Here is a 21831-nt window from a genome sequence, read left to right on the forward strand (position 1 = left end):
GTTCGGTGCGCCGCCGCGGTGTGACGTGCGCCCGAGATCCCGGAAAGGGTCGAAGGTCCCGGCGCAGCTTGCCGGGCCGGTGCCCACCGCGTGGTCAGGGCGCGCTACGCCCGACCCCGCGCCCGGCCCGCGTGGAGAGCGAGCCCTGCCCCGACGGTGACGGCGAGCAGCGAGGCCGCGATCGCCCCCGCGAGATCCGTGCCGGTACGCGCGAGCTCCCCCTCGGGCCGCGGTGCGGGCTCGGGCCCCGGTCCCGGCGCGGGTCCCGGCATCGGGCCGGGACCCGGCCCAGGCCCCGGAGCCGTGACCACGTCGGTGGTCACCGTGGCCTCGGTCGGTCCGGCGCCGTCGTCGGTGCACGAGGGGCACGGAGCCACGGTCGCCGTGTTGACCAGGGTCCCGCCCGCCGGGGCGATGCCCGTCACGAGGACGGTCGCGCTGCCGCCCGCCGGGACGGTCGCGGTCGTCGCGACCGCGTTCCCCGTCCCGGTCGCTGCGTCGCACGGGGAGCCGTCCGAGACCGAGCACGTCCACACGACGTCGGTCACGGAGCCGGGCACGTCGTCGGAGATGGCCGTGAGGGGCGCGGCCACCTGGCCGGCGTTGGTCGCCGTGACCTCCCAGCGGACCGGCGCTCCGGCCGCCACCTGCTCGGGGCCCGCCTTGGTGACGGACAGCTCGACCGGGACGACGCACGGCGTCACGACCTCGGCCATGTCGTTCGCGGGGTCCGGGTCGCCGGACGTCCCGGTCACGCGCGCCCGCTGCACGACGTCGGTCGCGGCGCACGTCGCCGGGTCGGGCCCGATCGTGCCCGAGACCACGAACGACGCGGTCGCGCCTGCCGCGAGGTCGCCGACGGGGCACACGAGCGTGGTGCCCTCGAGCGTGCAGCCGAGGGCGGCGACGCTCGCCGGGTCGAGGGCGGGCGGGAGCGTGTCGGCCAGGACGACGCCGCGCGCGGGGCCGGGTCCGGCGTTGGTCACCTCCACGACGTACTCCGCGACCTCGCCGTGGACGAGCGGGGAAGGGCTGGTCAGCTCCTTGCCGATCGCGAGGTCGGCGGCCGGGAGCACCGTGACGTCCGTCGAGGAGACGTTGGGGGTGAGGTCCTCGCGGTCCGGCGGTGCCACGACCTCGGCGGTGTTCGACAGGACCGTCTCCTCGCCGACGAACGGTGCGGTCCCGGTCACCGTGACGACCGCCGAGGCGGTCGGCGTCGGGCCGGTGAGGCGGGGCAGGTCGACCGGCACGTCGATCGAGCTCCCGGAGCCCGATGCGGTCCCGCACGCCGCGCCACCCGTCGCGCTGCACGTCCACGTCACGTCCGTGATCCCTGCGGGGACCTCGTCGACGATCCGCGCGCCGGTCACGTCGTTGACGTAGTCGTTGGTGACGCTGAGCTGGTAGGAGACACGCCCGCCCGACTCCACGACGGGCGTGGACGTCGTCTTGTCGACGGTGAGGATCGTCGGGACGACGACCCGGAGGTTCCGGATCTCGTGGTTGTTCGTCGCGCCTCCCGTCGCGGCGCCGAACCCGAGCTTGAACGTCGCGGGCAGCGGTGGCTGACCCGGCGCGTTGCCGATGTCGAACTGGCTGATGAGAGGCACGAGAGGGGTCCCCGGACCGGAGTTGCTCCACACGGAGATCAGGTCGGTGCTGGGCGCCGGCGTCACCACCACGCGGACGGTGCGGACGAACTCGCGGCTCGGCGTCCCGCCGCCCGGCGGGACCGTCTCGACGGTGCCGCCAGGGCCTGGGACGCCCGTGAGGTAGCCCCAGCTCGGCGTCGCGGCGTACGAGCCGCGCAGCGAGACGTAGCCCGGCTGCTGCCCGGGGCCGCCGAGCCCGCCGGAGAAGTTGCCGAACTCGTCGAGGCCGAGGCCCACGTAGCCGCCCTGGAGGAAGGTGTAGCCCAGCGAGCCGCCGTCGCCACCGACGGCGGCGGGGAACGACCCGTCCAGGAGGAAGAAGGAGAGGCCGTCACCGCGGTTTCCCCCGAGTTCCTGCCCGCCCCAGGTGGCGTACTCGAACTCGACCTCGACGCCGAGGTCCGTGGTGAAGGAGCTGTCGAGCACGTAGCCGCCGAACCCTGAGGTGGTGTCCGTGTCGGTGAGGCGCAGCCAGCCGTCGCCCTCGTCCGTCAGGGTCGCCTCGCCGAACGGCACCCAGGCGGGGTCGTTCGGTGCCGAGCCGTCGAACGGCTCCTCGATCGGGAAGTCCGCCGCGACGGCCGGTGCCGCGACGGCGCCGGCGGCGAGGACGAGGAGCGCGGCCAGAGAGAACCGCGCTCGCCTGCGTCCGAGAGCTGAACTCACCTGAAGTCTCCTTGCTCGAAGCGTCGCCGTCGCCACGCACGTCCTGCCCCGTCGCCCACACAACCACATCGGTGTGACCTTCGTCGCGCGGGACACCGCGATGCGGGACGGGCGACACCGCCCGGATACCGTGGGCCCGTGCCCGAGTCCGCTCCCCGCCGTTCGCTCTGGGCCGTCGCCCGCCAGCCGCGGATGATCGGCCTGCTGGTCCTGTTCCTCGTCGCGGCGATGGTGTGCGCACGGCTGGGCGTGTGGCAGCTCGACCGCGCGCAGCAGCGCGCCGAGCTCGCCGCGCAGCAGGAGGAGGCCGAGGCGGCGGCGGAGGGCCCCGAGGGCCTCGGGGTCCTCCTCCCGCCGCAGTCCACCTTCCCGGGCGAGCTCGTCGGGCGGCAGGCGTGGGTCGAGGGCGAGTACGACGCCGCGGGGCAGCTCCTCGTCGCGGGTCGCGCGCTCGACGGCGAGGTGGGCTACCTCGTGCTCACGCCTCTGCACGTCACGGACGACGGGACGGGCGGCGACTCGTGGGCCGAACTCTCGGGCGCTCCGGTGCTGCCGGTGGTGCGTGGGTGGGTGGCCTCGCCCGACGACGCGGTCGCGCTCGAGGTGCCCGACGGCGAGGTGCGCCTCACCGGCTACCTCCAGGCGTCGGAGGCCGACGGCGAGGAGGTGCTGCCGGAGGGGCAGACCGACTCGATCTCGACGGGGTCGCTCGTCAACGCGTGGGGCGGGCCGATGTACTCGGGCTATCTCGTGCTCATCTCGTCCGACCCGCCCCAGGCGTCGCCGGCCGACGGCGGCCCCGCCCTCCTGCCGCGCCCGACGATCGAGGGCGGCACGGGCCTCAACCTGCAGAACCTCTTCTACGCGCTGCAGTGGTGGGTGTTCGGCGGGTTCGCCGTCCTGCTGTGGCTGCGGCTCGTGCGCGACGAGGCCGCCGGGGTGCGCCGCGGGTCGCGGGGCGACGACGACGGGATCGCCGGGCTCCCGGGCGCCCGCGAGATCGACCCCAGCGCTCCGACGTCGACCCTCTGAGGGTCGATCTCGGGACGCTGGGGTCGATCTCGCGAGGGGGGCGTCCTGGGCGGCTACTCCTGCTGCCAGGAGTGCCACAGCCGGGCGTAGTCGCCCCCGGCCGCGACGAGCTCGTCGTGCGGGCCGATCTCGCTGATCCGCCCGTCGTCGACGACGGCGACGCGGTCGGCGTCGTGCGCGGTGTGCAGCCGGTGCGCGATCGCGACGACCGTCCGGCCCTCGAGCACCGCGTTGAGCGACCGCTCGAGGTGGCGCGCGGCACGCGGGTCGAGCAGCGACGTCGCCTCGTCGAGCACGAGCGTGTGCGGGTCCAGGAGCACGAGGCGCGCGAGCGCGACCTGCTGGGCCTGCGCGGGGGAGAGTGCGTGCCCGCCCGAGCCGACCTCCGTCCCGAGGCCGTCCGGGAGGGACTCGACCCAGCCCCGCGCGTCGACGGCGTCGAGCGCAGCGATCAGCGCGTCGTCGGTCGCGTCGACGTCCGCAAGCCGCAGGTTCTCCGCGAGGGTGCCGACGAACACGTGGTGCTCCTGCGTGACGAGCGCGACGTGCCGGCGCAGGTCCTCGAGAGGGAGCTCGACGAGCGGTACGCCCCCGACGGTCACGGACCCGCCGGTGGGCGGGTGGATCCCGGCGAGCATGCGCCCGAGCGTGGACTTGCCCGCTCCCGACGGCCCGACGACGGCGAGCCGCTCCCCGACCCGCAGGTCGAGGTCGATCCCGTGCAGCACGTCGTGGCCCTCGCGGTACGCGTACCGCACGCCTCGCCCGACGACGTGCTCGTCGGCCGGGACGGCGGTGCCGGCCTCGCGGTCGGGGGAGACGAGCCCGACGCCGATGACGCGCGCGAGCGACACCGCCGCGACCTGCAGCTCGTCGAGCCAGAACACGAGGTCGAACACCGGTCCGCCCATCTGGAACCCGAAGGCCGCGACCGTCGTCACCGTGCCGACCGTCGCGTGACCCTGCGACACGAGCCAGCCGCCCCACAGCAGCACGACGATCGGCGCGAGCGCGACGGCGGCGTCGATCGACGGGATGAGCCGCATGCGCAGCCGCAGCGTGTAGTCCTCCGCGGCGAACGCCTCGCGCAGGTCGGCGTCGATGCGGCGGCGCAGCCGCCCGCCGAGGTGCAGGGCGTCGACCGTGCGGGCCCCCTCGACCGTCTCGGTGATCGTGCCGTTGAGCGTCGCGTACGCCGCCGACTCGCGCAGGTACCCCGGCGTGGCGCGCGCGAGGTACCAGCGGGTCGCGACGACGACGATCGGCACGCCGACCAGCAGCCCGAGCGCGACGAGCGGCGCGGCGAGGAACGCCGCGACGAGCGTCAGGGTGATCGTCACGACGCAGACCAGGACGCGCGGGATGCCGAACCGGATCGCGTGCTGGAGCTTGTTCACGTCGTTGGTCGTGCGCGCCACGAGGTCACCCGTCCCGGCGCTCTCGACCGTGGAGAGCGGCAGCCGCGTGACGGTGTCCATGAACTCCTCGCGGAGGTCCGCGAAGACCTCCTCGCCGAAGATCATCGACACGCGCTGCGCGAACCGCACGACGACGGCCTGCACGAGCACGGCCGCGAGGCCGATCAGCACGAGCTGGTCGACCTGCGCGACCGTCGTGCCGCCCGCGACCTCGTCCACGATCCGGCCGAGCAGGAACGGCCCGGCGAGACCGGCGAGGGCTGCGAGCGTGTGCAGCACGGCGACGCGCGTGAGCGCGCCACGGTGCCGGCGGAACAGCGCCGCCGTGGTCCGGCGGACCTGCGCGCCGTCGGCGATCGGCAGCTTCCGGTCGCTCATCGTGCGCTCCCTGCGGTCTCGTGGTCGTCGGTACGGCTCGTCGCCCGGTCGGCCGGGTCCGGCTCGTCGTCGGTCATGCTGCGGCCCACGACGGCGCGGTACGCCGCCCCGGCACGGTCCTGGCGGGCGAGGAGCTCCGCGTGGGTGCCCTGCTCGACGACGCGACCGGCGTCGTCGAGCAGGTGCACCGCGTCGAGGTGGTCGAGCACGAGCGGGCTCGCGGTGACGACGAGCGTGGTGCGCCCGCGCCGGGCCTCGGCGACCCGCTCGGCGATCCGGGCCTCGGTGTGCGCGTCGACCGCGCTGGTCGGCTCCACGAGGACGAGGATCTCCGGCTCGGTGAGCAGCGCCCGGGCGAGCGCGACGCGCTGCCGCTGGCCGCCGGACAGCGACCGGCCCTTCTCCGGCAGGTCGCCCGCGAGTCCGCCGGGCACCGAGTCCAGGACGTCCTGGGCGTCGGCCGTGAGGACCGCCTGCAGCAGCGCGGTCTCGACCGCCCGACCCCGCGCGTCGAGCTCCTCACCGAGCACGCCGGAGAACAGGTGGCTCGTCGCCTCCGCGACGACCACGCGGTGCCGGAGGTGCTCGGTGTCGAGGTCGGCGAGCAGCACCCCGCCGAGCCGGACGGGCGTGGCCGCCTCGGCGTCGTCGTCGAACCGGCCGAGCCGGACGGCGACCTGGGCCGACGTGTCCGGGGCCGCCGAGACGAGACCCACGACCCGGCCCGGCTCGAGCACCAGGCCGCTCGCCTCGTCGACGAGCGGGGCGCCCGGCGCAGGTGCCGGCGCCGGTGCGGCGGACGGGCGCGTCGCCGCCTCGATGCGCAGGACGTCCTGGATCTTGCCCGCGGAGATGAGCCCGCGGATCGTCATCTGGAGCATCTGCGTGGCCATCTGCACGGGCCAGGCGAGGAACGCCGCGTAGGAGTAGTAGGTGACGAGCTGGCCGGGCGTGATCTCGCCCGTGACGGCGGCGCGCGCGCCCAGCCAGACCACCGCGACGGCGAGCAGACCGGGGAGCAGCACCTGGAGGCCGTCGAGGAACGACTGCACGACGGCCACCCGGACGCCCTCGCGGCGGACCGTCTGCGACTGCGCCGCGTACCGCCCTGCGAAGACCTCCTCGCCGCCGATGCCGCGCAGGATGCGCAGGCCCGAGACGGTGTCGGCGCCGAGCGACGTCAGGCGTCCGGTGGCCTCGCGCTGTGCGGCCTGACGCGACTGCAACGGCTTGACCAGCAGGGCGAGGATCGCCGCGACCACCGGGATGCCGAGCGCGATGACGAGCCCGATCGTGAGGTGCTGGGAGAGCAGCACGATCGTCACCGCGACGTAGGCGAGCACGCCGCCGACGAACCGGCCCGCCATCGCGAAGACCTCGCCCGTGCGCAGGGCGTCGTTCGCGACGGCGGCGACCACCTCGCCCGTGGGGAGCTTCCGGGTGATCGCATGACCCGAGCGGGAGGCCTTGTAGCCGACCACCTGCGAGAAGGAGAAGGCGGACCGGAGCCAGTTCTCGACGTCGTACCGGTGGCTCAGCGCGCCCGCGCTCACCATGACGGCCGCGACCGCGAGCAGCGCGCCGATGCCGAGGAACAGGTCGCGGCCGAAGCCGCTCGTGAGGCCGTCGTCGACCACGCGACCGAACAGGAGCGGGGTCGCGGCCTGGCCGAGCATGGTGAGCGCGCCGACGAGCAGCGCCATGGTGAGGATGCCGCGCTGGTGCCACGCCTGCCACGCCAGCATGCGCGCGGGCGTGGTGAGCGGAGGGGTCCCTGGGTCAGGGAGGGGGAGGGGTCGCACGGTGTTCTACCCTAGGTTCGGCGTCCGACACGGAGCCACGTAATAACCCGGAACAGGCCACCCCGCCCGCACGCCACGGCGGGGCACGAGGTGAGGACTCTCCACGCATGACCACTCAGGACCCCGCCACGAGCACCGCCTCCCCGAGCAGCGAGGCCGCGCGGACGGCCATCCGCAAGGCGCGCGGCGCCCTCGCGCGGTACCGGGTCCTCGCGATCATCACCGGTGTGATGCTGCTGGTCCTGTGCGTCGAGCTGCTCATGAAGTACGTCTTCGGCGTGGGCGACGACGTCATGCGGTACCTCCTGTGGATCCCCTTCGCACACGGCTGGATCTACGTCGTCTACCTCGTCACCGTCCTCGACCTGTGGACGAAGATGCGGTGGGGCTGGGGCCGGCTCGCCACGATGGTCTTCGCGGGCGTCGTGCCGGTCATGTCGTTCGTCCTGGAGAAGAAGGTGCACGCGGAGGCCGAGGCCAAGCTCGCCGGCCTGGAGGAGCGGTACGGCGCGTGAGCACCCCGGACCCGACCCCGCCGGCCCTGGCGCCGCTCGTCGAGCCGGGTCGTGAGCTGACGACCGCCGAGCTCGAGCGCTACGCGCGCCACCTGTCGTTGCCGGGCGTCGGGCCGGAGGGTCAGCGGCGCCTCGCGGCGGCGCGCGTGCTCGTCGTCGGGGCCGGCGGTCTCGGGAGCCCGGCGCTGCTCTACCTGGCCGCCGCGGGTGTGGGCACGATCGGGATCGTCGACGACGACGTGGTCGACACCTCCAACCTCCAGCGGCAGGTGGTCCACGGCGGTCCGGACGTCGGGCGCCGCAAGGTCGACTCGGCGCGCGACACGATCGCGGACGTCAACCCGCACGTGCGCGTGGTCGAGCACGCGGTCCGTCTCGACGCGGAGAACGCGCTCGACGTGCTGCGCGGCTACGACGTCGTCCTCGACGGCGCCGACAACTTCCCGACCCGCTACCTCGTCTCGGATGCCGCCGAGGTGCTCGGACTGCCCGTGGTCTGGGGCTCGATCTACCGCTTCCAGGGCCAGGTCAGCGTCTTCTGGGGCCGTCCCCGGTACGTGGCCCAGGGTGGTCACGACGCGCGGGGTGCGACGTACCGCGACGTCTTCCCCGTCCCGCCGCCGCCCGGCACAGCGCCCGACTGCGCGACGGCCGGGGTGCTCGGCGCGATGTGCGGCACCGTCGGCTCGGTCATGGCGACGGAGGCGATCAAGCTCGTCACGGGTGCCGGCACGACGCTGCTCGGCCGGCTCGCGGTCTACGACGCGCTCGACCTCACGTGGCGCCAGCTCACGGTCCGCCCGGACCCGACACGTGCACCGGTCACCGCGCTCCTCGCGAGCGACGACGCCTACGCGGCGTTCTGCGGCCTCGGCCCGGCGACGCCTGATCCGAAGCCCGTGGCGGGGGAGCGCGACGTCACCGCGCGCGCCGCCGCCGCTCTGTTGGCCGGCGGCCCCGACGCGCTGTTCCTCCTCGACGTCCGCGAGGACTGGGAGGCGCAGGTGCGCCCCCTCCCGGGGTCGACGCTCGTCCCGTCCGGTGCCTTCCTCGGTGGCGCGGACAGCCCCGGTACGGCAGCGGCGCTCGCGGACCTGCCCACCGACCGGCCAGTGCTCGTGGTGTGCGCGGTCGGCGGACGCTCGGCCCGCGTCGCCGACGCCGCACGCGCCGCCGGGATCGATGCCCACTCTGTCGTCGGCGGCGTCTCCGCTCTCCTCGCCGAGCTCACGGGCAACTTCTCCGGCGACGTAGAGGCCCGGCATCGCGAGAGATAGAGGCAGGGGAGCGGTCTCGACTCGACCGGGGCGCTGGGACCTGGTGTGCCCGGTGAGAAGGGTTGTCGTCCGCTCGGGCTGTACTATCGACCAAGTGGTCAGTCAGGCCAGAGCGGGTGGGGTGATTCCATGGCCGAGGGGCGGCAGTCGCGCAACACGGAACGCACGCGGCGCGCCGTCCTGACTGCAGCCACTCAGGTGATCCTCGACAAGGGGACCGCCGTGACGCTGGCCGAGGTCGCCGCGGCTGCCGGTGTGTCCAAGGGCGGACTCATCCACCACTTCGGCAACCGGGATCAGCTGTTCGTCGCCGTGGTGAAGGACATGTCCGAGCAGTTCCGGGGCGCGGTGCTCTCCCGCCTCGACCTGGCGGAGAACTATCCCGGCAAGATGCTCCGCGCCTACGTACGCGCGCTCTGCGAAGGAAGCGCGGAAGCTGCCGCGGCACGCGACTTCACCTCGGCGTCGAACTGGAACGGCCTGTACGCGATCCCTGCGGCCGCCGCGGTGTTCGAGGAGTACAACGCGTGGTGGAGCGAGCAGTTCGCCAAGGACGGGCTCAGCGCTGAGCGGATCCAGATCGTGCGCCGGGCCGCCGAGGGTGTCGCGGCTGCGGCCCTGCAGGGCGAGGAGGACGAAGCAAGCATCGCGGCGGCGCGACGTCGGCTGCTCGAGCTCGCCACCGACGGCACCTTCAGCGCGCCTCTCTGATCCTCCGGGATCCTTCGCGTCCCGTCGCCAGGCAGCGGACGCTTCGCGGCTGCGCGCCCATGGTGCTCCCCCGGCGACCGCCCACCGGGGTGAACGCGCGATCGCTCGCGCCCTGCCGCCCGACCTCGCCCGCGAGCACCGCCTACTTCTGCGCGTCTCGACCGTTCGCTCCGCAGTACCAAGCGCAAGGTCGGAATAACCGACTCGCTGGTCCGTTAGGCTCACTGTCAGCACCTCTGAGACACCGACAGATTGAGCACAGGCGAGGAGATCCTCATGAACGACGCCCTTCCCCGGGCCACGACCAGGACGTGGCTCGGTCTGGCCGTACTGGTCCTGCCGTTGCTGCTGATCACGATCGACGGCACCGTCCTGATCCTGGGCTTGCCCGCGATCTCTGCTGAGCTGAGCCCGACCGGCGTGGAGCAGCTGTGGATGATCGACATCTACTCGCTCGTCCTCGCAGGTCTGCTCGTCGCGATGAGCACGGTGGGCGATCGCTTCGGTCGGCGGCGAAACCTGCTCGTCGGCGCAGTGATCTTCGCGGTGGCGTCGGTGAGCGGCGCGCTGGCGACAGCGCCGTGGATGCTCATCGCTTCCCGCGCCCTGCTGGGGGTGGGCGGTGCGATCATGATGCCTTCGACGCTGTCCCTGGTGCGCAACATGTTCCTCGACCGGCAGCAGCGCAGGTACGCGATGGCCGTCTGGGCGGCGATGGCCTCGGTCGGGGCGGCCGTCGGGCCGATCGTCGGCGGCTGGGTCATCGAGTCGTTCAGCTGGCAGGCGGCGTTCCTCATGAACATCCCTGTGATGCTCCTCCTGCTCGTCCTCGGCCCGCTCCTGCTCCCCGAGAGTCGCAACCCGGAGCTGCACAGGATCGATGTCTTCAGCGTCGTCCTCTCCCTCGTCGGCATGGTCGGCGTGGTCTACGCGATCAAGTCGCTCACCGGGGGCAAGGAGATCCTTCTCGGGGTCGTCACGGCGCTCGTCGGTCTCGTCGCGATCGTGCTCTTCGTCCGCAGACAGCTGACGCTCTCGACCCCGCTCATGGAGGTCAGGCTGTTCAGGGTGCGCTACTTCCGCGGCGCCGTCGTCTCCGACCTGCTCGCGATCTTCGCGATGGTCGGCGCGCTCGTCGCCCTCGTCCAGTACCTCCAGCTCGTCCTCGGGCTGAACCCGCTCCAGGCGTCGCTCTGGCTGATACCGCAGGCGATCCTCGCGGCCGTCGCTGCGTTCGTCGCGGCCACGCTGGTCAAACGCGTGCTCCCCGCCTACGTCATCGCTGCGGGACTCCTGATCGCCACCGGTGGGTTCAGCCTGACGTTCTTCCTGTCGCCGTCGTCGAGCCCTGCACTCATCGCTGCATCGCTCGCGCTCGTGTCGCTGGGTGCAGGCATGGCGCTCGCCCTGAGCAACGACGTCATCATGAGCTCCGTCAGGCCCGAGCGCGCCGGCCAGGCGGCCGCCACCTCGGAGACCGCCTACGAGCTCGGCACCACCCTGGGCACCGCCGTACTGGGCGGGGTGCTGGTCACCTGGTACACGCGGGTCGTCACAGCCGGCACCGATGCGCTCGACCTCCCGTCGAGCCTCGCCGAACGGGCGTCGTCGACCATGGCGGAGGCACTCCTGGTGGCGACCGAGGCGGGGGGAAGCACCGGTGCCGCAGTGCTCGAGATCGCCAGGCACGCGTTCACGGAGGCGATCATCATCACCGGAGTCGCCGGCGCGTCGATCATGGTCCTCACTGCGGTCTGGTCTGCGCTCACGCTCCGGGGCGCGGCAGCGGACAAGGACCTGGCGGCGGAGCACGAGCACGAGCACGAGCACGAGCTCCGCTGAGCCCGGGAGCGTGCGCGTCACCGTGCGGCGGTTCACGACGGTGAGGTGTCCCTGGTCTCGGACCAGCGACAGACACGGTCCGCATCGGTGATGATGGTGGTGACAACACCATCCCCGGGGCGAGCGACGCCGTCCTGGCTCTGACAGGAGTGGCACTGGCGGATCTCTTGGGCCGTGGCGCCGAGCGCGAAGCGGTCGAGAAGCTGCTCGCCGAAGCACGGGCCGGGCGCAGCGGGGCCCTCGTGCTGCGCGGGCAGGCCGGCATCGGGAAGACCGCCCTGCTCGAGCACGCGCGGGACACGGCGGGCGAGCTCGGTCTCCGGGTGGAGTCGTCGATCGGCATCGAGTCGGAGACGCAGTTCGCCTTCGCGGGCCTGCACCAGCTGTGCACGCCGCTCCTCGACCACCTCGACGCCCTGCCCGATCCGCAGCGGTCCGCCCTCGGCGTGGCGTTCGGAACACAGGGTGGTGCCGCACCGGACCGGTTCCTGGTCGGGCTGGCGGTACTCAACCTTCTGGCAGAGGTTGCCGAGGAGGTGCCGCTGCTGTGCCTCGTCGACGACGCACAGTGGCTGGACCTGGCGTCCGCGGAGGTTCTGGCCTTCGTGGCCCGACGGGTGGCGGCCGAGCGCCTCGCGCTGGTCTTCGCGCGGCGCGACTCGAGCGACGCCGATGCCGACCCGTTCGTCGGGCTGCCCGAGCAGCCGCTCGACGGGCTCGGTGAGGCCGACGCCCGGGTGCTGCTGACCACCGCCCTCCGCGCGCCGCTCGACGACGGCGTGCGCGACCGGATCGTCGCGGAGGCGCGCGGGAATCCTCTCGCGCTGCTCGAGCTGCCCCTGGGGGTGCCGCCGGCCCGGATGGCCGGCGGGTTCGAGGTGCCCGACGCGGCGGACGTCCCCCGTCGTGTCGAGGACAGCTTCCAGCAGCGCTCGGGCAGCCTGCCGGTCGACACGCAGCAGCTGCTCGTCGTCGCCGCGGCCGAACCGACGGGCAGCACGGCGTTGCTGCTCCGTGCGGCCGCGCACCTGGGGATAGATCCCTCGGCAGCCGCCCCCGCCGAGGCCGCCGGGCTGGTGGACATCGACACCCGGGTGCGGTTCCGCCACCAGCTGGTGCGCTCGGCGGTCTACCGGGCAGCCGGACCGCCCGAACGTCGCCGCGCGCACGGCGCGATCGCGGCGGCCACCGACCGCGAGGCCGACCCCGACCGGCACGCCTGGCACCGCGCGCAGGCGGTGCTCGGCACCGACGAGGAGGCAGCCGCCGACCTGGAGCGCTCTGCCGGCCGGGCGCGCGCTCGTGGCGGCGTGGCCGCCGCGGCCGCGTTCTTGCAGCAGGCCACCGACCTGACCCCGGACGCCACGCGCCGTGCGGCACGCGCGCTGGACGCCGCGCAGGCCAAGCACGAGGCCGGTGCCTCCGACACGGCCCTCGAGCTCCTGGCGGTCGCGGAGGCCGGGCCGCTCGACACTCTGCTGCGCGCCCGTCTCCAGCTCCTGCGCGCCCAGATCGCGTTCCACCTGACCCGCGGCAGCGACGTGCCCGGGATGCTGCTCGACGCCGCCCGGACGCTCGCCCCGCTCGATCCCGGCCTCTCGCGCGAGACCTATCTGCGCGCGCTCGACACGGCGACCGTCATCGGCGGCGACGATCACGGGGTGCCGGCGGTCGCGGAGGCCGCCCGCACCGCGCCGCGGGCGCCCGTGCCACCGCGACCGGCCGACCTGCTGCTCGACGGGCTCGTGACGACGTTCACGCAGGGTCTCGAGGCCGGCGCGCCCACGCTGCGACGAGCGATGGACGCGTTCCGCGTCGGCGGGCACGGCCTCGAGATCGTGGACGACGACGAGACCCGCCCCTGGCTGTGGCTCGCCGGTCGGACCGCGCTGGTGCTCTACGACGACGAGCTTCTCTACGCGCTCGCCGGGCGCAACGTCGAGCTCGCCCGCGAGACCGGAGCGCTGGCCACGCTCCCCACCGCGCTCCTGTTCCGGTCCGCGACCCTCGTGGCCTCGGGCGAGATCGCGCACGCGACCGACCTGGCCGCCGAGGGCAAGGTCATCACGCAGGCGATCGGCGCCGTCCCGCTGCACCAGGCGGACCACATCCTGGCGGCGTGGCGCGGTAACGAGGCCACGACCCGCGAGCTGTACGCCACGAGCGTCGCGGCCCACGGGAGGGGTGGTGCCGAGGTCGCCCTGGCGCAGTACTCGCTGGCCGTGCTCCACAACGGTCTGGGCAACTACCCGGCCGCGCTGGAGTCCGCGGCGCAGGTGGTCGAGTCCGACGAGCTCCCGCTCGTCGGACTCGCACTCCCCGAGGCCGTCGAGGCCGCGTCCCGCGCCGATCAGCCGGCGCGTGCGGCGGCCATGCTCGAGCTGCTCGAGGCCCGCGCCCGCGCCAGCGGAACCCGGTGGGCGCTCGGACTGACCGCACGCTCCCGCGCGCTCGTCACGACCGGCCCCGTCGCCGAGGACCACTACCGCGAGGCGCTCGAGCTGCTGCAGGCACGCCGGACGACCAACCATCTCGCCCGTACGCACCTCGTCTACGGCGAGTGGTTGCGCCGGGAGGGGCGTCGCCAGGAAGCCCGCGACCAGCTCCGCACGGCCCACGAGCTCATGTCCGGCATGGACGGGGAGGCCTTCGCCGCCCGCGCCGCCCGCGAGCTGCGCGCCACCGGAGAGCACCCGCGCAAGCGGACCGCCCGACCGACCGACGAGCTCACGGCCCAGGAGCTGCACGTCGCGCGGTTGGTGGCCACCGGAGCCACTTCTCGCGAGGTCGGCGCGCAGCTGTTCCTCAGCCCGCGCACCATCGAGGCCCACCTGCGCAACATCTTCCGCAAGCTCGGCATCACGTCTCGCCGACAGCTCAGGGAGCTGCGCCTCCCCTGAGCGGACCGATGTCCCCCCGCTCACCTGTCGGCGCCGGGACGGTCGGACCCTGGCTCCAGCTCGTCGGCGACGGGGTCGTGGTCAGAGGGCGAGGTCGAGGCGGCCGTCGGGGGAGGAGGTCGCGAGCGCGCCCTCGCGGCGCGGGATGCGCCCGGCGCCCGCGGCGAGCCGGCCGGACTCGACCGCGAGCCGCATCGCGCGCGCCATGCGCACCGGGTCGGCCGCGCGTGTCACCGCGGTCGCGAGCAGCACGCCGTCGCACCCGAGCTCCATGGCCAGCGCGGCGTCCGACGGCGTCCCGATCCCCGCGTCGAGGATCACCGGCACGCGCGCGGACGTCGCGATCGCCTCGATGTTGCGGGGGTTGAGGACGCCCAGCCCGGTGCCGATCGGCGCGCCGAGCGGCATGACCGCCGCGCAGCCGACGTCCTCGAGCCGGCGCGCGAGGATCGGGTCGTCGTTGGTGTACGGCAGCACGACGAACCCGTCGCGCACGAGCTGGTCCGCCGCCTCGACGAGGCCGATCGGGTCGGGCAGGAGCGTGACGTCGTCGGCGATCACCTCGAGCTTGACCCACTCGGTGCCGCACGCCTCGCGCGCGAGGTGCGCCGTGAGGACGGCCTCGCGCACCGAGAAGCAGCCTGCGGTGTTGGGCAGCGCGCGGATGCCCAGACGGTCGAGCAGACCCCAGATCCCGGCGTCCGGCGAGCCCTCGCCGCCGGTGCGGACGGCGACGCGCCGCATCGCGACGGTCGTCAACGCGGTCCCGGACGCGACGAGCGCGTCCTCCAGCGTGAGCAGGTTCGCGGCGCCGCCGGTGCCCATGACGAGCCGCGAGCCGATCGTCGTCCCGGCGACGACGAGCGGGTCCTCGTGGGTCGGGAGGGTGTGGGCAGCGTGCGTCGTCTCGGTGGCGTGCATGCTCATCTCCTTCAGCCGCCCTGCACGGCGGTGACGATCTCGACGCGGTCGCCGGGCGCGACCACGGTGCTCGACCACGTGCCGCGCGGCACGACGGCGTCGTTGATCGCGACGGCGACGCCCTGCGGCGAACCATCGGTCACGTAGGCCGGGACGAGCGCGGCGACGAGGTCCTCGACGCCGGTGGTCGCGTCGAGCGGGTAGGGCTCGCCGTTGACGAGCGCTGTCGGTGCGGGAGTGGGGGACACGAGGGTCATCCTCTGCGGGTCGAAGGGTTCGTCACGGAGGCGCCGCAACTCGCGGTGGGGTTGCCGAACCCTGGCTTGTGCGCCGTTCCGGCCTGTGATCGGCCCATGACCCGGGGTTCGGCACCGACGGCACCCACGGCACCGGCAGTACCGGCCTCACCGGCGGGGCGGACCGGGGCGTCGGTGAAGCGATCGGGACGGGCCGCGGCGAGGGCCGCTGCGGCGTCGGCGGCGAGGTGCTCGCCCGTCAGGCCCGCGACGACGGCCTCGGCGGTGAGCGGCGCGAGGAGGACGCCGTTGCGCCCGTGCCCCGCGGCGACGTGCAGGCCCGGGACGTGCGTGGCGCCGACCAGCGGCAGGTTGTCCGGCGTCGCGGGGCGGGCGCGCGGCGTGACGTCGACGAGCGCGGCCTCGTCGATCCCCGGGAGCAGCGCGCGCGCGTCGCGAAGCAGCGCGAACACGCCGCCGGCGGTGGCGCGACGGTCGTCGGGGTTCTCCTCGGTCGTCGCGCCGATCACGACCTCGCGGTGCCCCGCGCAGCCGTGGCCCTGCCCGTCCGGGACCGGTTCGCGCGGCACGACGTACACGGGCCGACCCTGCACGACGCCGCGCACGACGTGCTCGAGCGCCAGGTCCGGCCCTGCGTCGAGACGCAGCGTCTGGCCCTTCACCGGGCGGACCGGGACGACGACGCCCGGCACGCCCGACGCCAGCGCACCGGACTCCCAGCCCGCCGCGAGCACGACGGCACCGGCGCGGTGGAGCCGGCCCGCGTCGTCGTGCACGCCCGTGACCCTCCCCGTCACGTCGAGCGCGAGGCGGGTACCCCGGCCGCGCACGACGGCGGAACCCGGCCCGGGCCTCTGACCGGCACCGGGCGCGGCAGCACCGCGCGCTGCACCGAGCGCTCCGAGCAGCGCGGCGTGCGTCGCGCGTGGGTCGACCGCGTGGTCGTGCGGCGCCCACGCGGCCCCGGCGACGCGCGGACCGAGGAACGGCTCGCGGCGGCGAGCCTCGGCGAGCGTGAGTTCGTGCGAGTCGAGGCCGTGCGCGGCGTGCAGCGCGAGCACGCGGCGCAGGAGCGCGAGGTCGTCCGTGTCGTACGCGACCGTGAGCGTCCCGGCGGTGCGCAGGCCGACGTCCGTCCCCGTCGCGCGCTCGAGGTCGGTGGCGAACGCCGGCCACGCGCGGGCCGCCACCAGGTGCAGCGCGAGGGCGTCGTCCTCGCCGAAGTCGGCCTCTGTGACGGGCGCGAGCATCCCCGCCGCGGCGTGCGTCGCGCCGTCGCCGGGCGACGGGTCCAGCACGGTGACCGTGAGGCCCGCGCGCGCAGCGCGCCACGCCACGGCGAGACCCACGATCCCGCCGCCCACCACGACGACGTCGCGTGCGCCGTCGGGCAGGTCTGCCTCTGCGTTCGCGTCCCGGACGCGGGCCGGATGGGCGACGGCGTGCAGGGGGTCCATCTGCGCTCCCTTCGCTGGCATGACCCAGATCAGGTTCGACGGTCGGCTCCTACGCCCTCTCAGCCCCGTGCGGGGCTCCCGTGCTCTCGGCCACAGTACCGGCCGTGGCGGCGCCCTCGCCCCTACACTCCGACGGATGAGCACCGAGACCTCCGTCACGTCGGGCACCGACGCCCGCGCCCGCCTCGCCGATGCGCGCCTGTACCTGTGCACCGACGCGCGCGAGGAGCGCGGCGACCTCGAGGACTTCCTGCAGGCGGCGCTCGCGGGCGGGGTGGATGTCGTCCAGCTCCGGGACAAGACGCTCGACGTCGCGCGCGAGCTCGAGCTCCAGGAGCTCGTGGCGCGGGTGGCGCGGGAGCACGGCGCGCTCTGGGCGGTCAACGACCGGGCCGACGTCGCGGGGCTGACGGCAGCGCCCGTCGTGCACATGGGGCAGCGGGACCTGCCGGTCGGAGCGGTCCGTTCCCTGCTCGGCCCCGCCCCGGTGATCGGCCGCTCGACGCACTCGACCGAGCAGGCCGCCGTCGCGGAGGCCGACCCGGACGTCGACTACTTCTGCGTCGGCCCGCTGTGGGCGACGCCGACGAAGCCCGGGCGGGCCGCCGTCGGGCTGGACCTGCTGCGCGACGTCGCCGCGTCCGCCCCGACGACGCCGTGGTTCGCGATCGGCGGGATCGACACCGAGCGCCTCGACGCGGTGCTCGACGCCGGTGCCACGCGGATCGTGGTCGTCCGGGCGATCACGGAGGCCGCGGACCCGGAGACCGCGGCGCGGGCGCTGCGCGAGCGGATCGAGGAGCGCGCCGGCGCCTGAGGCGGTTCCGGACGAGCACTGCGCGGCGACTATCCTGGACCGGTGACGTCTCCCGCCACCACCCCTGACATCCCCACCACCGCGCAGGTCGCCTCGACGCCGCGCCCCGTGCTCGTCGTCGACTTCGGCGCCCAGTACGCGCAGCTCATCGCGCGGCGCGTGCGCGAGGCCAAGGTGTACTCCGAGATCGTGCCGCACACCTTCACGGTCGAGCAGATGCTCGCGAAGGACCCGGCCGCGATCATCCTGTCCGGCGGGCCGTCGTCGGTCTACGCGACGGGCGCACCGTTCGTCGACCCGGCGCTGTTCGAGGCCGGCGTGCCGGTCATGGGCATCTGCTACGGCTTCCAGGCGATGGCCGCGGCGCTCGGCGGCGACGTCGCCCAGACCGGCCAGCGCGAGTACGGCGGCACCGAGGTCGAGGTCTGCTCGGCCGGCGTGCTGCTCGCCGAGACCCCCGAGAACCAGACCACGTGGATGAGCCACGGCGACGCGGTGCACCGCGCGCCGGAGGGCTTCGAGGTCCTCGCGACGTCGTCGGGCTCGCCCGTCGCCGCGTTCGAGGACCGGGAGCGGCGCCTGTTCGGCGTCCAGTGGCACCCCGAGGTCAAGCACTCCGCGCACGGCCAGACCGTGCTCGAGCACTTCCTGTACGACGGCGCCGGGCTGGCTCCCGACTGGACGCCCGGCAACGTCATCGCGGACCAGGTCGCGGCGATCCGCGCGCAGGTCGGCGACGCGCGCGTCATCTGCGGGCTGTCCGGCGGGGTGGACTCGTCCGTCGCGGCCGCGCTGGTGCAGAAGGCGGTCGGCGACCAGCTCACGTGCGTGTTCGTCGACCACGGCCTGCTGCGTGCCGGGGAGGCCGAGCAGGTCGAGCGCGACTTCGTCGCGTCGACGGGCGTCAACCTCGTGGTGGTCGACGCGAAGCAGCGGTTCCTCACCGCGCTCGCCGGCCACAGCGACCCGGAGACCAAGCGCAAGATCATCGGTCGTGAGTTCATCCGCGTGTTCGAGGACGCCGCGCGCGACATCGTCGCCGACGCCGGCGCGCACGGCGAAGAGGTCAAGTTCCTCGTGCAGGGCACGCTCTACCCCGACGTCGTCGAGTCCGGCGGCGGCGAGGGCGCGGCGAACATCAAGAGCCACCACAACGTCGGCGGTCTGCCGGACGACCTGCAGTTCTCGCTCGTCGAGCCGCTGCGGACGCTGTTCAAGGACGAGGTCCGTGCCGTCGGGCTCGAGCTCGGCGTGCCCGAGGAGATCGTCTGGCGCCAGCCGTTCCCCGGCCCCGGGCTCGGCATCCGCATCGTCGGCGAGGTCACGGCCGAGCGTCTCGAGACGCTGCGCGCCGCCGACAAGATCGCGCGCGAGGAGCTCACCAAGGCCGGCCTCGACCGCGAGATCTGGCAGTGCCCCGTCGTGCTGCTGGCCGACGTGCGGTCCGTCGGCGTCCAGGGCGACGGCCGCACCTACGGTCACCCGATCGTGCTGCGGCCGGTGTCCTCCGAGGACGCCATGACGGCGGACTGGACCCGTCTGCCCTACGACGTGCTGTCCGTCATCTCGACGCGCATCACCAACGAGGTCGCCGAGGTCAACCGCGTCGTCCTCGACGTGACCAGCAAGCCGCCGGGCACCATCGAGTGGGAGTGAGCGCGCCGCGTCGGTGACGTAGCGGGGGTCGGGTCGACGCGGGGTCGGGAACGACGCCGCGTCTACCTTCCGCGCCGCTCGTTCCTCGCGTCGCTCCCGCCAGACCCGCCACGACGCGGCGTCGTCCCCGACCCCGCACCTCGTGCGGGTCGTCGCCTCGTGCGGATCGTCGCGTCGCGGTGACGTCCGGGTCAGCGAGGGCGGGTGCGGACAGTGATCCGTGCCGCGCGGGCGTAGGCGTTCTCGACGTCGGCGAGGACGCGGGGCCAGCCCGCCGACGACGGGACGTCGCGGTTGTGCGCGACGATCCGGTCGAGCAGGCCGTCCTCGGTGACGAGGCGGACGAGCGCGTCCGTGAGGCCGGCATCGTCGTCGGCGAGGAGGGCGTCGACGCCGTCGGTCAGACGCTCGGCGACGCCCGACTGGGAGCGTGTCACGACGGCGAGCCCGGCCGCCTGCCCCTCGAGCGCCGCGATGCCGAACGCCTCCTCGACCGCGGGGGCGGCGAACACGTCGGCGCGCGCGTAGAGGCGCTTGAGCTCGGTCGCGGTGAGCCGGCCGGGGAGCGAGACGACGTCGCGCAGCTCGTGCTCGGCGACGAACCGGCGGGCGGTGTCGAGCTCCGGACCGTCGCCGGCGATCGTGGCGTGGAGCCCGCCGTCGGGCACGCGGGCCGCGGCGTCCCGGACGATCTCGAGGAGCGGGAGCACGCGCTTGCGCGGGGCGAAGCGCGTCGCCGCGACGACATGCACCGCGGACCCCTCCATGCGCTCGCCGCGCTCGGTCCGCGGGACGCGCCACGCGTCGAGGTCGAGACCGTTGTGCAGGACGGCGACCTCGCCGTGAACGCCGACGAGGCGGCGGAGCGGCGCCGCCGTCAGCTCGCTCACGGCGGACCACAGGACGGGCCAGCGCGACCACCGCACGACGCGGTCGAGCGCGGCGAACGCCCGTTCCGCGCCGCCCCAGACCGAGTGGACGGTCAGCACCGCGGGCAGACCTGCCCGGACGACCGTCCGCAGCGACGCCTGCGTGGACGGGGTGAGCACGCCCATGTGCAGGTGCACGACGTCGGGCCGCGCCTCGCGCAGCAGGCGCGCCACGTGGTGGGGGGCGCGGGGATGGACCGGGTAGCCGCCCGGGACCCGGGCCGCGAGGCGGTGCACCGTGACGCCCTCGTCGACCTCGGAGGTGACACCGTGCGCGCCCGGACGCTCCGGCGTCGTGCAGACGACGGCGACGTCGTGCCCTGCCGCCGCCTGCTGCTGCGCGAGCCGCGCCACCTGGGTCTCGATGCCGCCGAGCAGCGGCAGGTAGCAGTCGGTGACGTGGGTGATGCGCACCCCGGAATCCTCCCACCCGGCCCCGCGCCCCGACGACACGCGCACCGACCTGCGGCGACACGCGCCGTCTGCGCAGGCACAACGCTTCCCCGGTCGCTACGGTGGTCTCGAAATGGGTGGTTCGACCGTCCCGCGGCGGCCACGCCTCGCGGGCGGGGGCGCGCCGGACGGGCCAGGTGGGTCCTGACGAAGGAGTAGCGCCACATGTCCAGCACGGTCACCATCACGCCGGCACGAGGCGCCCGGGGTATCGGCCTCGTCTCGATCATCGCCGGCATCATCCTCGTCCTCGCGGGCATCGGCACGTGGATCGTCGTCGCGAACCAGCTGTCCGCCGAGGAGATCACCGTCTCGGACGACGCGTCGTTCATGGCGGGGCGTCACGTCAACGGACCGCTCACCGCCTACGCGCAGGCCGAGGTCATCAACAAGCACGCGCTGGAGGCCTCCGGTGGCGCGACGTACGCCGAGCTCGACCAGGACGATCCCACGCGCCAGACCGTCATGACGGCGTCGTTCCTCCGGGCGTCGCTGTTCACGTCCGTCGTGGCCTTCGGCGTGGCCGCGCTCGTCGTCGGTCTCGGAATCCTCTTCCTGCTCCTGGGGGTCGCGCTCCGCAAGCTGGCCGGCGGTCCGAGCGTCGCCGTCGAGACCCCGGCGGCGTACACCTCGGGAGGTGACCTGTCCGGCCTCGGCCGGCACGTCGATCCCGCCTCCACCCCCGTGGCTCCCGCGTCGCCGACCGTGCCACCGGTCACGCCGACGCCAGCACCTGACCGTCCTGCCCGGACGTCGGCCCTCTCGACGCCGGCCGCCGAGGCGCGTGCGGCGGCGGCGAGCACCGCCGAGCCGACCGGCGCACCGGGGACGAGCATGCCGTCGGCCCCGGGGGCGAGCCCGGAAGCTGCGCCCCACGACCCCACCCCGCCGTCGACCCCGAACCCGAGGACCCCGAACCCGAGGACCACGGACCCGAGGACCACGGACCCGACGACCACGGACCCGACGACCACGGACCCGACGACCACGGACCCGGCGCAGGCCCCGCTCCGGTCGCAGACCCCGCCCGACGAGCGCCCGGGGACGCCCGCGAGCTGACCGGCGAGCCGGGCGCGCCGACCCGCCGCGCGCCTGGTCGAGACGTCCGTCCGGACGCCGGAGACCCGCTCCCGCTGAGTCGCACC

General features: G+C 74.3%; 16 protein-coding genes and 1 riboswitch. Of the genes, 9 read left to right on the forward strand and 7 right to left on the reverse strand.

Annotated features, from left to right (window positions below; genetic code table 11):
- Positions 1–104 precede the first annotated feature (104 nt).
- On the reverse strand, positions 105–2321 hold the full coding sequence (locus AC4H2G_RS01595; RefSeq protein ID WP_494363997.1) for a hypothetical protein: 2217 nt from the start codon (positions 2319–2321) through the stop codon (positions 105–107).
- Positions 2322–2459: 138 nt separating this feature from the next.
- On the opposite strand from AC4H2G_RS01595, the gene AC4H2G_RS01600 reads away from it, so the two are divergent.
- A complete protein-coding gene (locus tag AC4H2G_RS01600) occupies positions 2460–3353 on the forward strand; it encodes an SURF1 family protein (RefSeq protein WP_494363998.1) in 894 nt (297 codons plus the stop codon).
- 53 nt (positions 3354–3406) lie between these two features.
- On the opposite strand, the gene AC4H2G_RS01605 is transcribed toward AC4H2G_RS01600, so the two are convergent.
- Both AC4H2G_RS01605 and AC4H2G_RS01610 read right to left on the reverse strand, forming a co-directional pair.
- Positions 3407–5149 (reverse strand): ABC transporter ATP-binding protein, encoded by a 1743-nt coding sequence (locus tag AC4H2G_RS01605; protein WP_494363999.1) that lies wholly within the window; start codon positions 5147–5149, stop codon positions 3407–3409.
- Positions 5146–6894 (reverse strand): ABC transporter transmembrane domain-containing protein, encoded by a 1749-nt coding sequence (locus AC4H2G_RS01610; protein WP_494364000.1) that lies wholly within the window; start codon positions 6892–6894, stop codon positions 5146–5148. Before AC4H2G_RS01610 ends, AC4H2G_RS01605 begins: the two co-directional genes overlap by 4 nt.
- Positions 6895–7058: 164 nt before the next feature.
- Here AC4H2G_RS01610 and AC4H2G_RS01615 point away from each other — a divergent pair, with 164 nt between their 5' ends.
- From AC4H2G_RS01615 to AC4H2G_RS01635, 5 genes are all read left to right on the forward strand, one after another.
- A complete protein-coding gene (locus AC4H2G_RS01615; protein WP_494364001.1) occupies positions 7059–7466 on the forward strand; it encodes a DUF3817 domain-containing protein in 408 nt (135 codons plus the stop codon).
- Positions 7463–8743 carry a ThiF family adenylyltransferase gene (locus AC4H2G_RS01620; RefSeq protein WP_494364002.1) on the forward strand — a complete coding sequence of 427 codons (1281 nt, stop codon included), beginning with the start codon at positions 7463–7465 and terminating at the stop codon, positions 8741–8743. Before AC4H2G_RS01615 ends, AC4H2G_RS01620 begins: the two co-directional genes overlap by 4 nt.
- 129 nt (positions 8744–8872) lie before the next feature.
- Positions 8873–9454 carry a TetR/AcrR family transcriptional regulator gene (locus tag AC4H2G_RS01625; RefSeq protein WP_494364003.1) on the forward strand — a complete coding sequence of 194 codons (582 nt, stop codon included), beginning with the start codon at positions 8873–8875 and terminating at the stop codon, positions 9452–9454.
- A 276-nt stretch (positions 9455–9730) separates the two neighbouring features.
- Positions 9731–11296, forward strand: coding sequence for an MFS transporter (locus AC4H2G_RS01630; protein WP_494364004.1), 1566 nt, complete (start codon positions 9731–9733; stop codon positions 11294–11296).
- Between the two features lie 149 nt (positions 11297–11445).
- On the forward strand, positions 11446–14196 hold the full coding sequence (locus AC4H2G_RS01635; RefSeq protein WP_494364005.1) for an ATP-binding protein: 2751 nt from the start codon (positions 11446–11448) through the stop codon (positions 14194–14196).
- A gap of 81 nt (positions 14197–14277) precedes the next feature.
- On the opposite strand, the gene AC4H2G_RS01640 is transcribed toward AC4H2G_RS01635, so the two are convergent.
- From AC4H2G_RS01640 to thiO, 3 genes are all read right to left on the reverse strand, one after another.
- Positions 14278–15117: a thiazole synthase gene (locus tag AC4H2G_RS01640; protein ID WP_494364006.1), complete on the reverse strand. Its 840-nt coding sequence runs from the start codon at positions 15115–15117 to the stop codon at positions 14278–14280.
- An 11-nt stretch (positions 15118–15128) separates the two neighbouring features.
- A complete protein-coding gene (thiS, locus tag AC4H2G_RS01645) occupies positions 15129–15365 on the reverse strand; it encodes a sulfur carrier protein ThiS (protein ID WP_494364007.1) in 237 nt (78 codons plus the stop codon).
- Between the two features lie 5 nt (positions 15366–15370).
- Positions 15371–16831 (reverse strand): glycine oxidase ThiO, encoded by a 1461-nt coding sequence (gene thiO / locus AC4H2G_RS01650; protein ID WP_494364008.1) that lies wholly within the window; start codon positions 16829–16831, stop codon positions 15371–15373.
- Positions 16821–16923: riboswitch (TPP riboswitch) on the reverse strand. Its footprint overlaps the gene before it by 11 nt.
- Positions 16924–16967: 44 nt before the next feature.
- Between thiO and thiE the strand changes: the two genes are divergently transcribed.
- Both thiE and guaA read left to right on the forward strand, forming a co-directional pair.
- Positions 16968–17648, forward strand: a complete 681-nt coding sequence (gene thiE, locus AC4H2G_RS01655) for a thiamine phosphate synthase (protein WP_494364009.1) — start codon at positions 16968–16970, stop codon at positions 17646–17648.
- 42 nt (positions 17649–17690) lie between these two features.
- Positions 17691–19304, forward strand: coding sequence for a glutamine-hydrolyzing GMP synthase (gene guaA / locus AC4H2G_RS01660; RefSeq protein WP_494364010.1), 1614 nt, complete (start codon positions 17691–17693; stop codon positions 19302–19304).
- A 191-nt stretch (positions 19305–19495) separates the two neighbouring features.
- Here the strand turns inward: guaA and AC4H2G_RS01665 are convergent, their stop codons facing one another.
- Positions 19496–20647, reverse strand: coding sequence for a glycosyltransferase family 4 protein (locus AC4H2G_RS01665; RefSeq protein WP_494364011.1), 1152 nt, complete (start codon positions 20645–20647; stop codon positions 19496–19498).
- 204 nt (positions 20648–20851) lie between these two features.
- Between AC4H2G_RS01665 and AC4H2G_RS01670 the strand changes: the two genes are divergently transcribed.
- Positions 20852–21745 (forward strand): hypothetical protein, encoded by an 894-nt coding sequence (locus AC4H2G_RS01670; RefSeq protein ID WP_494364012.1) that lies wholly within the window; start codon positions 20852–20854, stop codon positions 21743–21745.
- Positions 21746–21831: the final 86 nt, after the last annotated feature.

This window comes from Cellulosimicrobium sp. BMG9.23 (assembly GCF_059159985.1).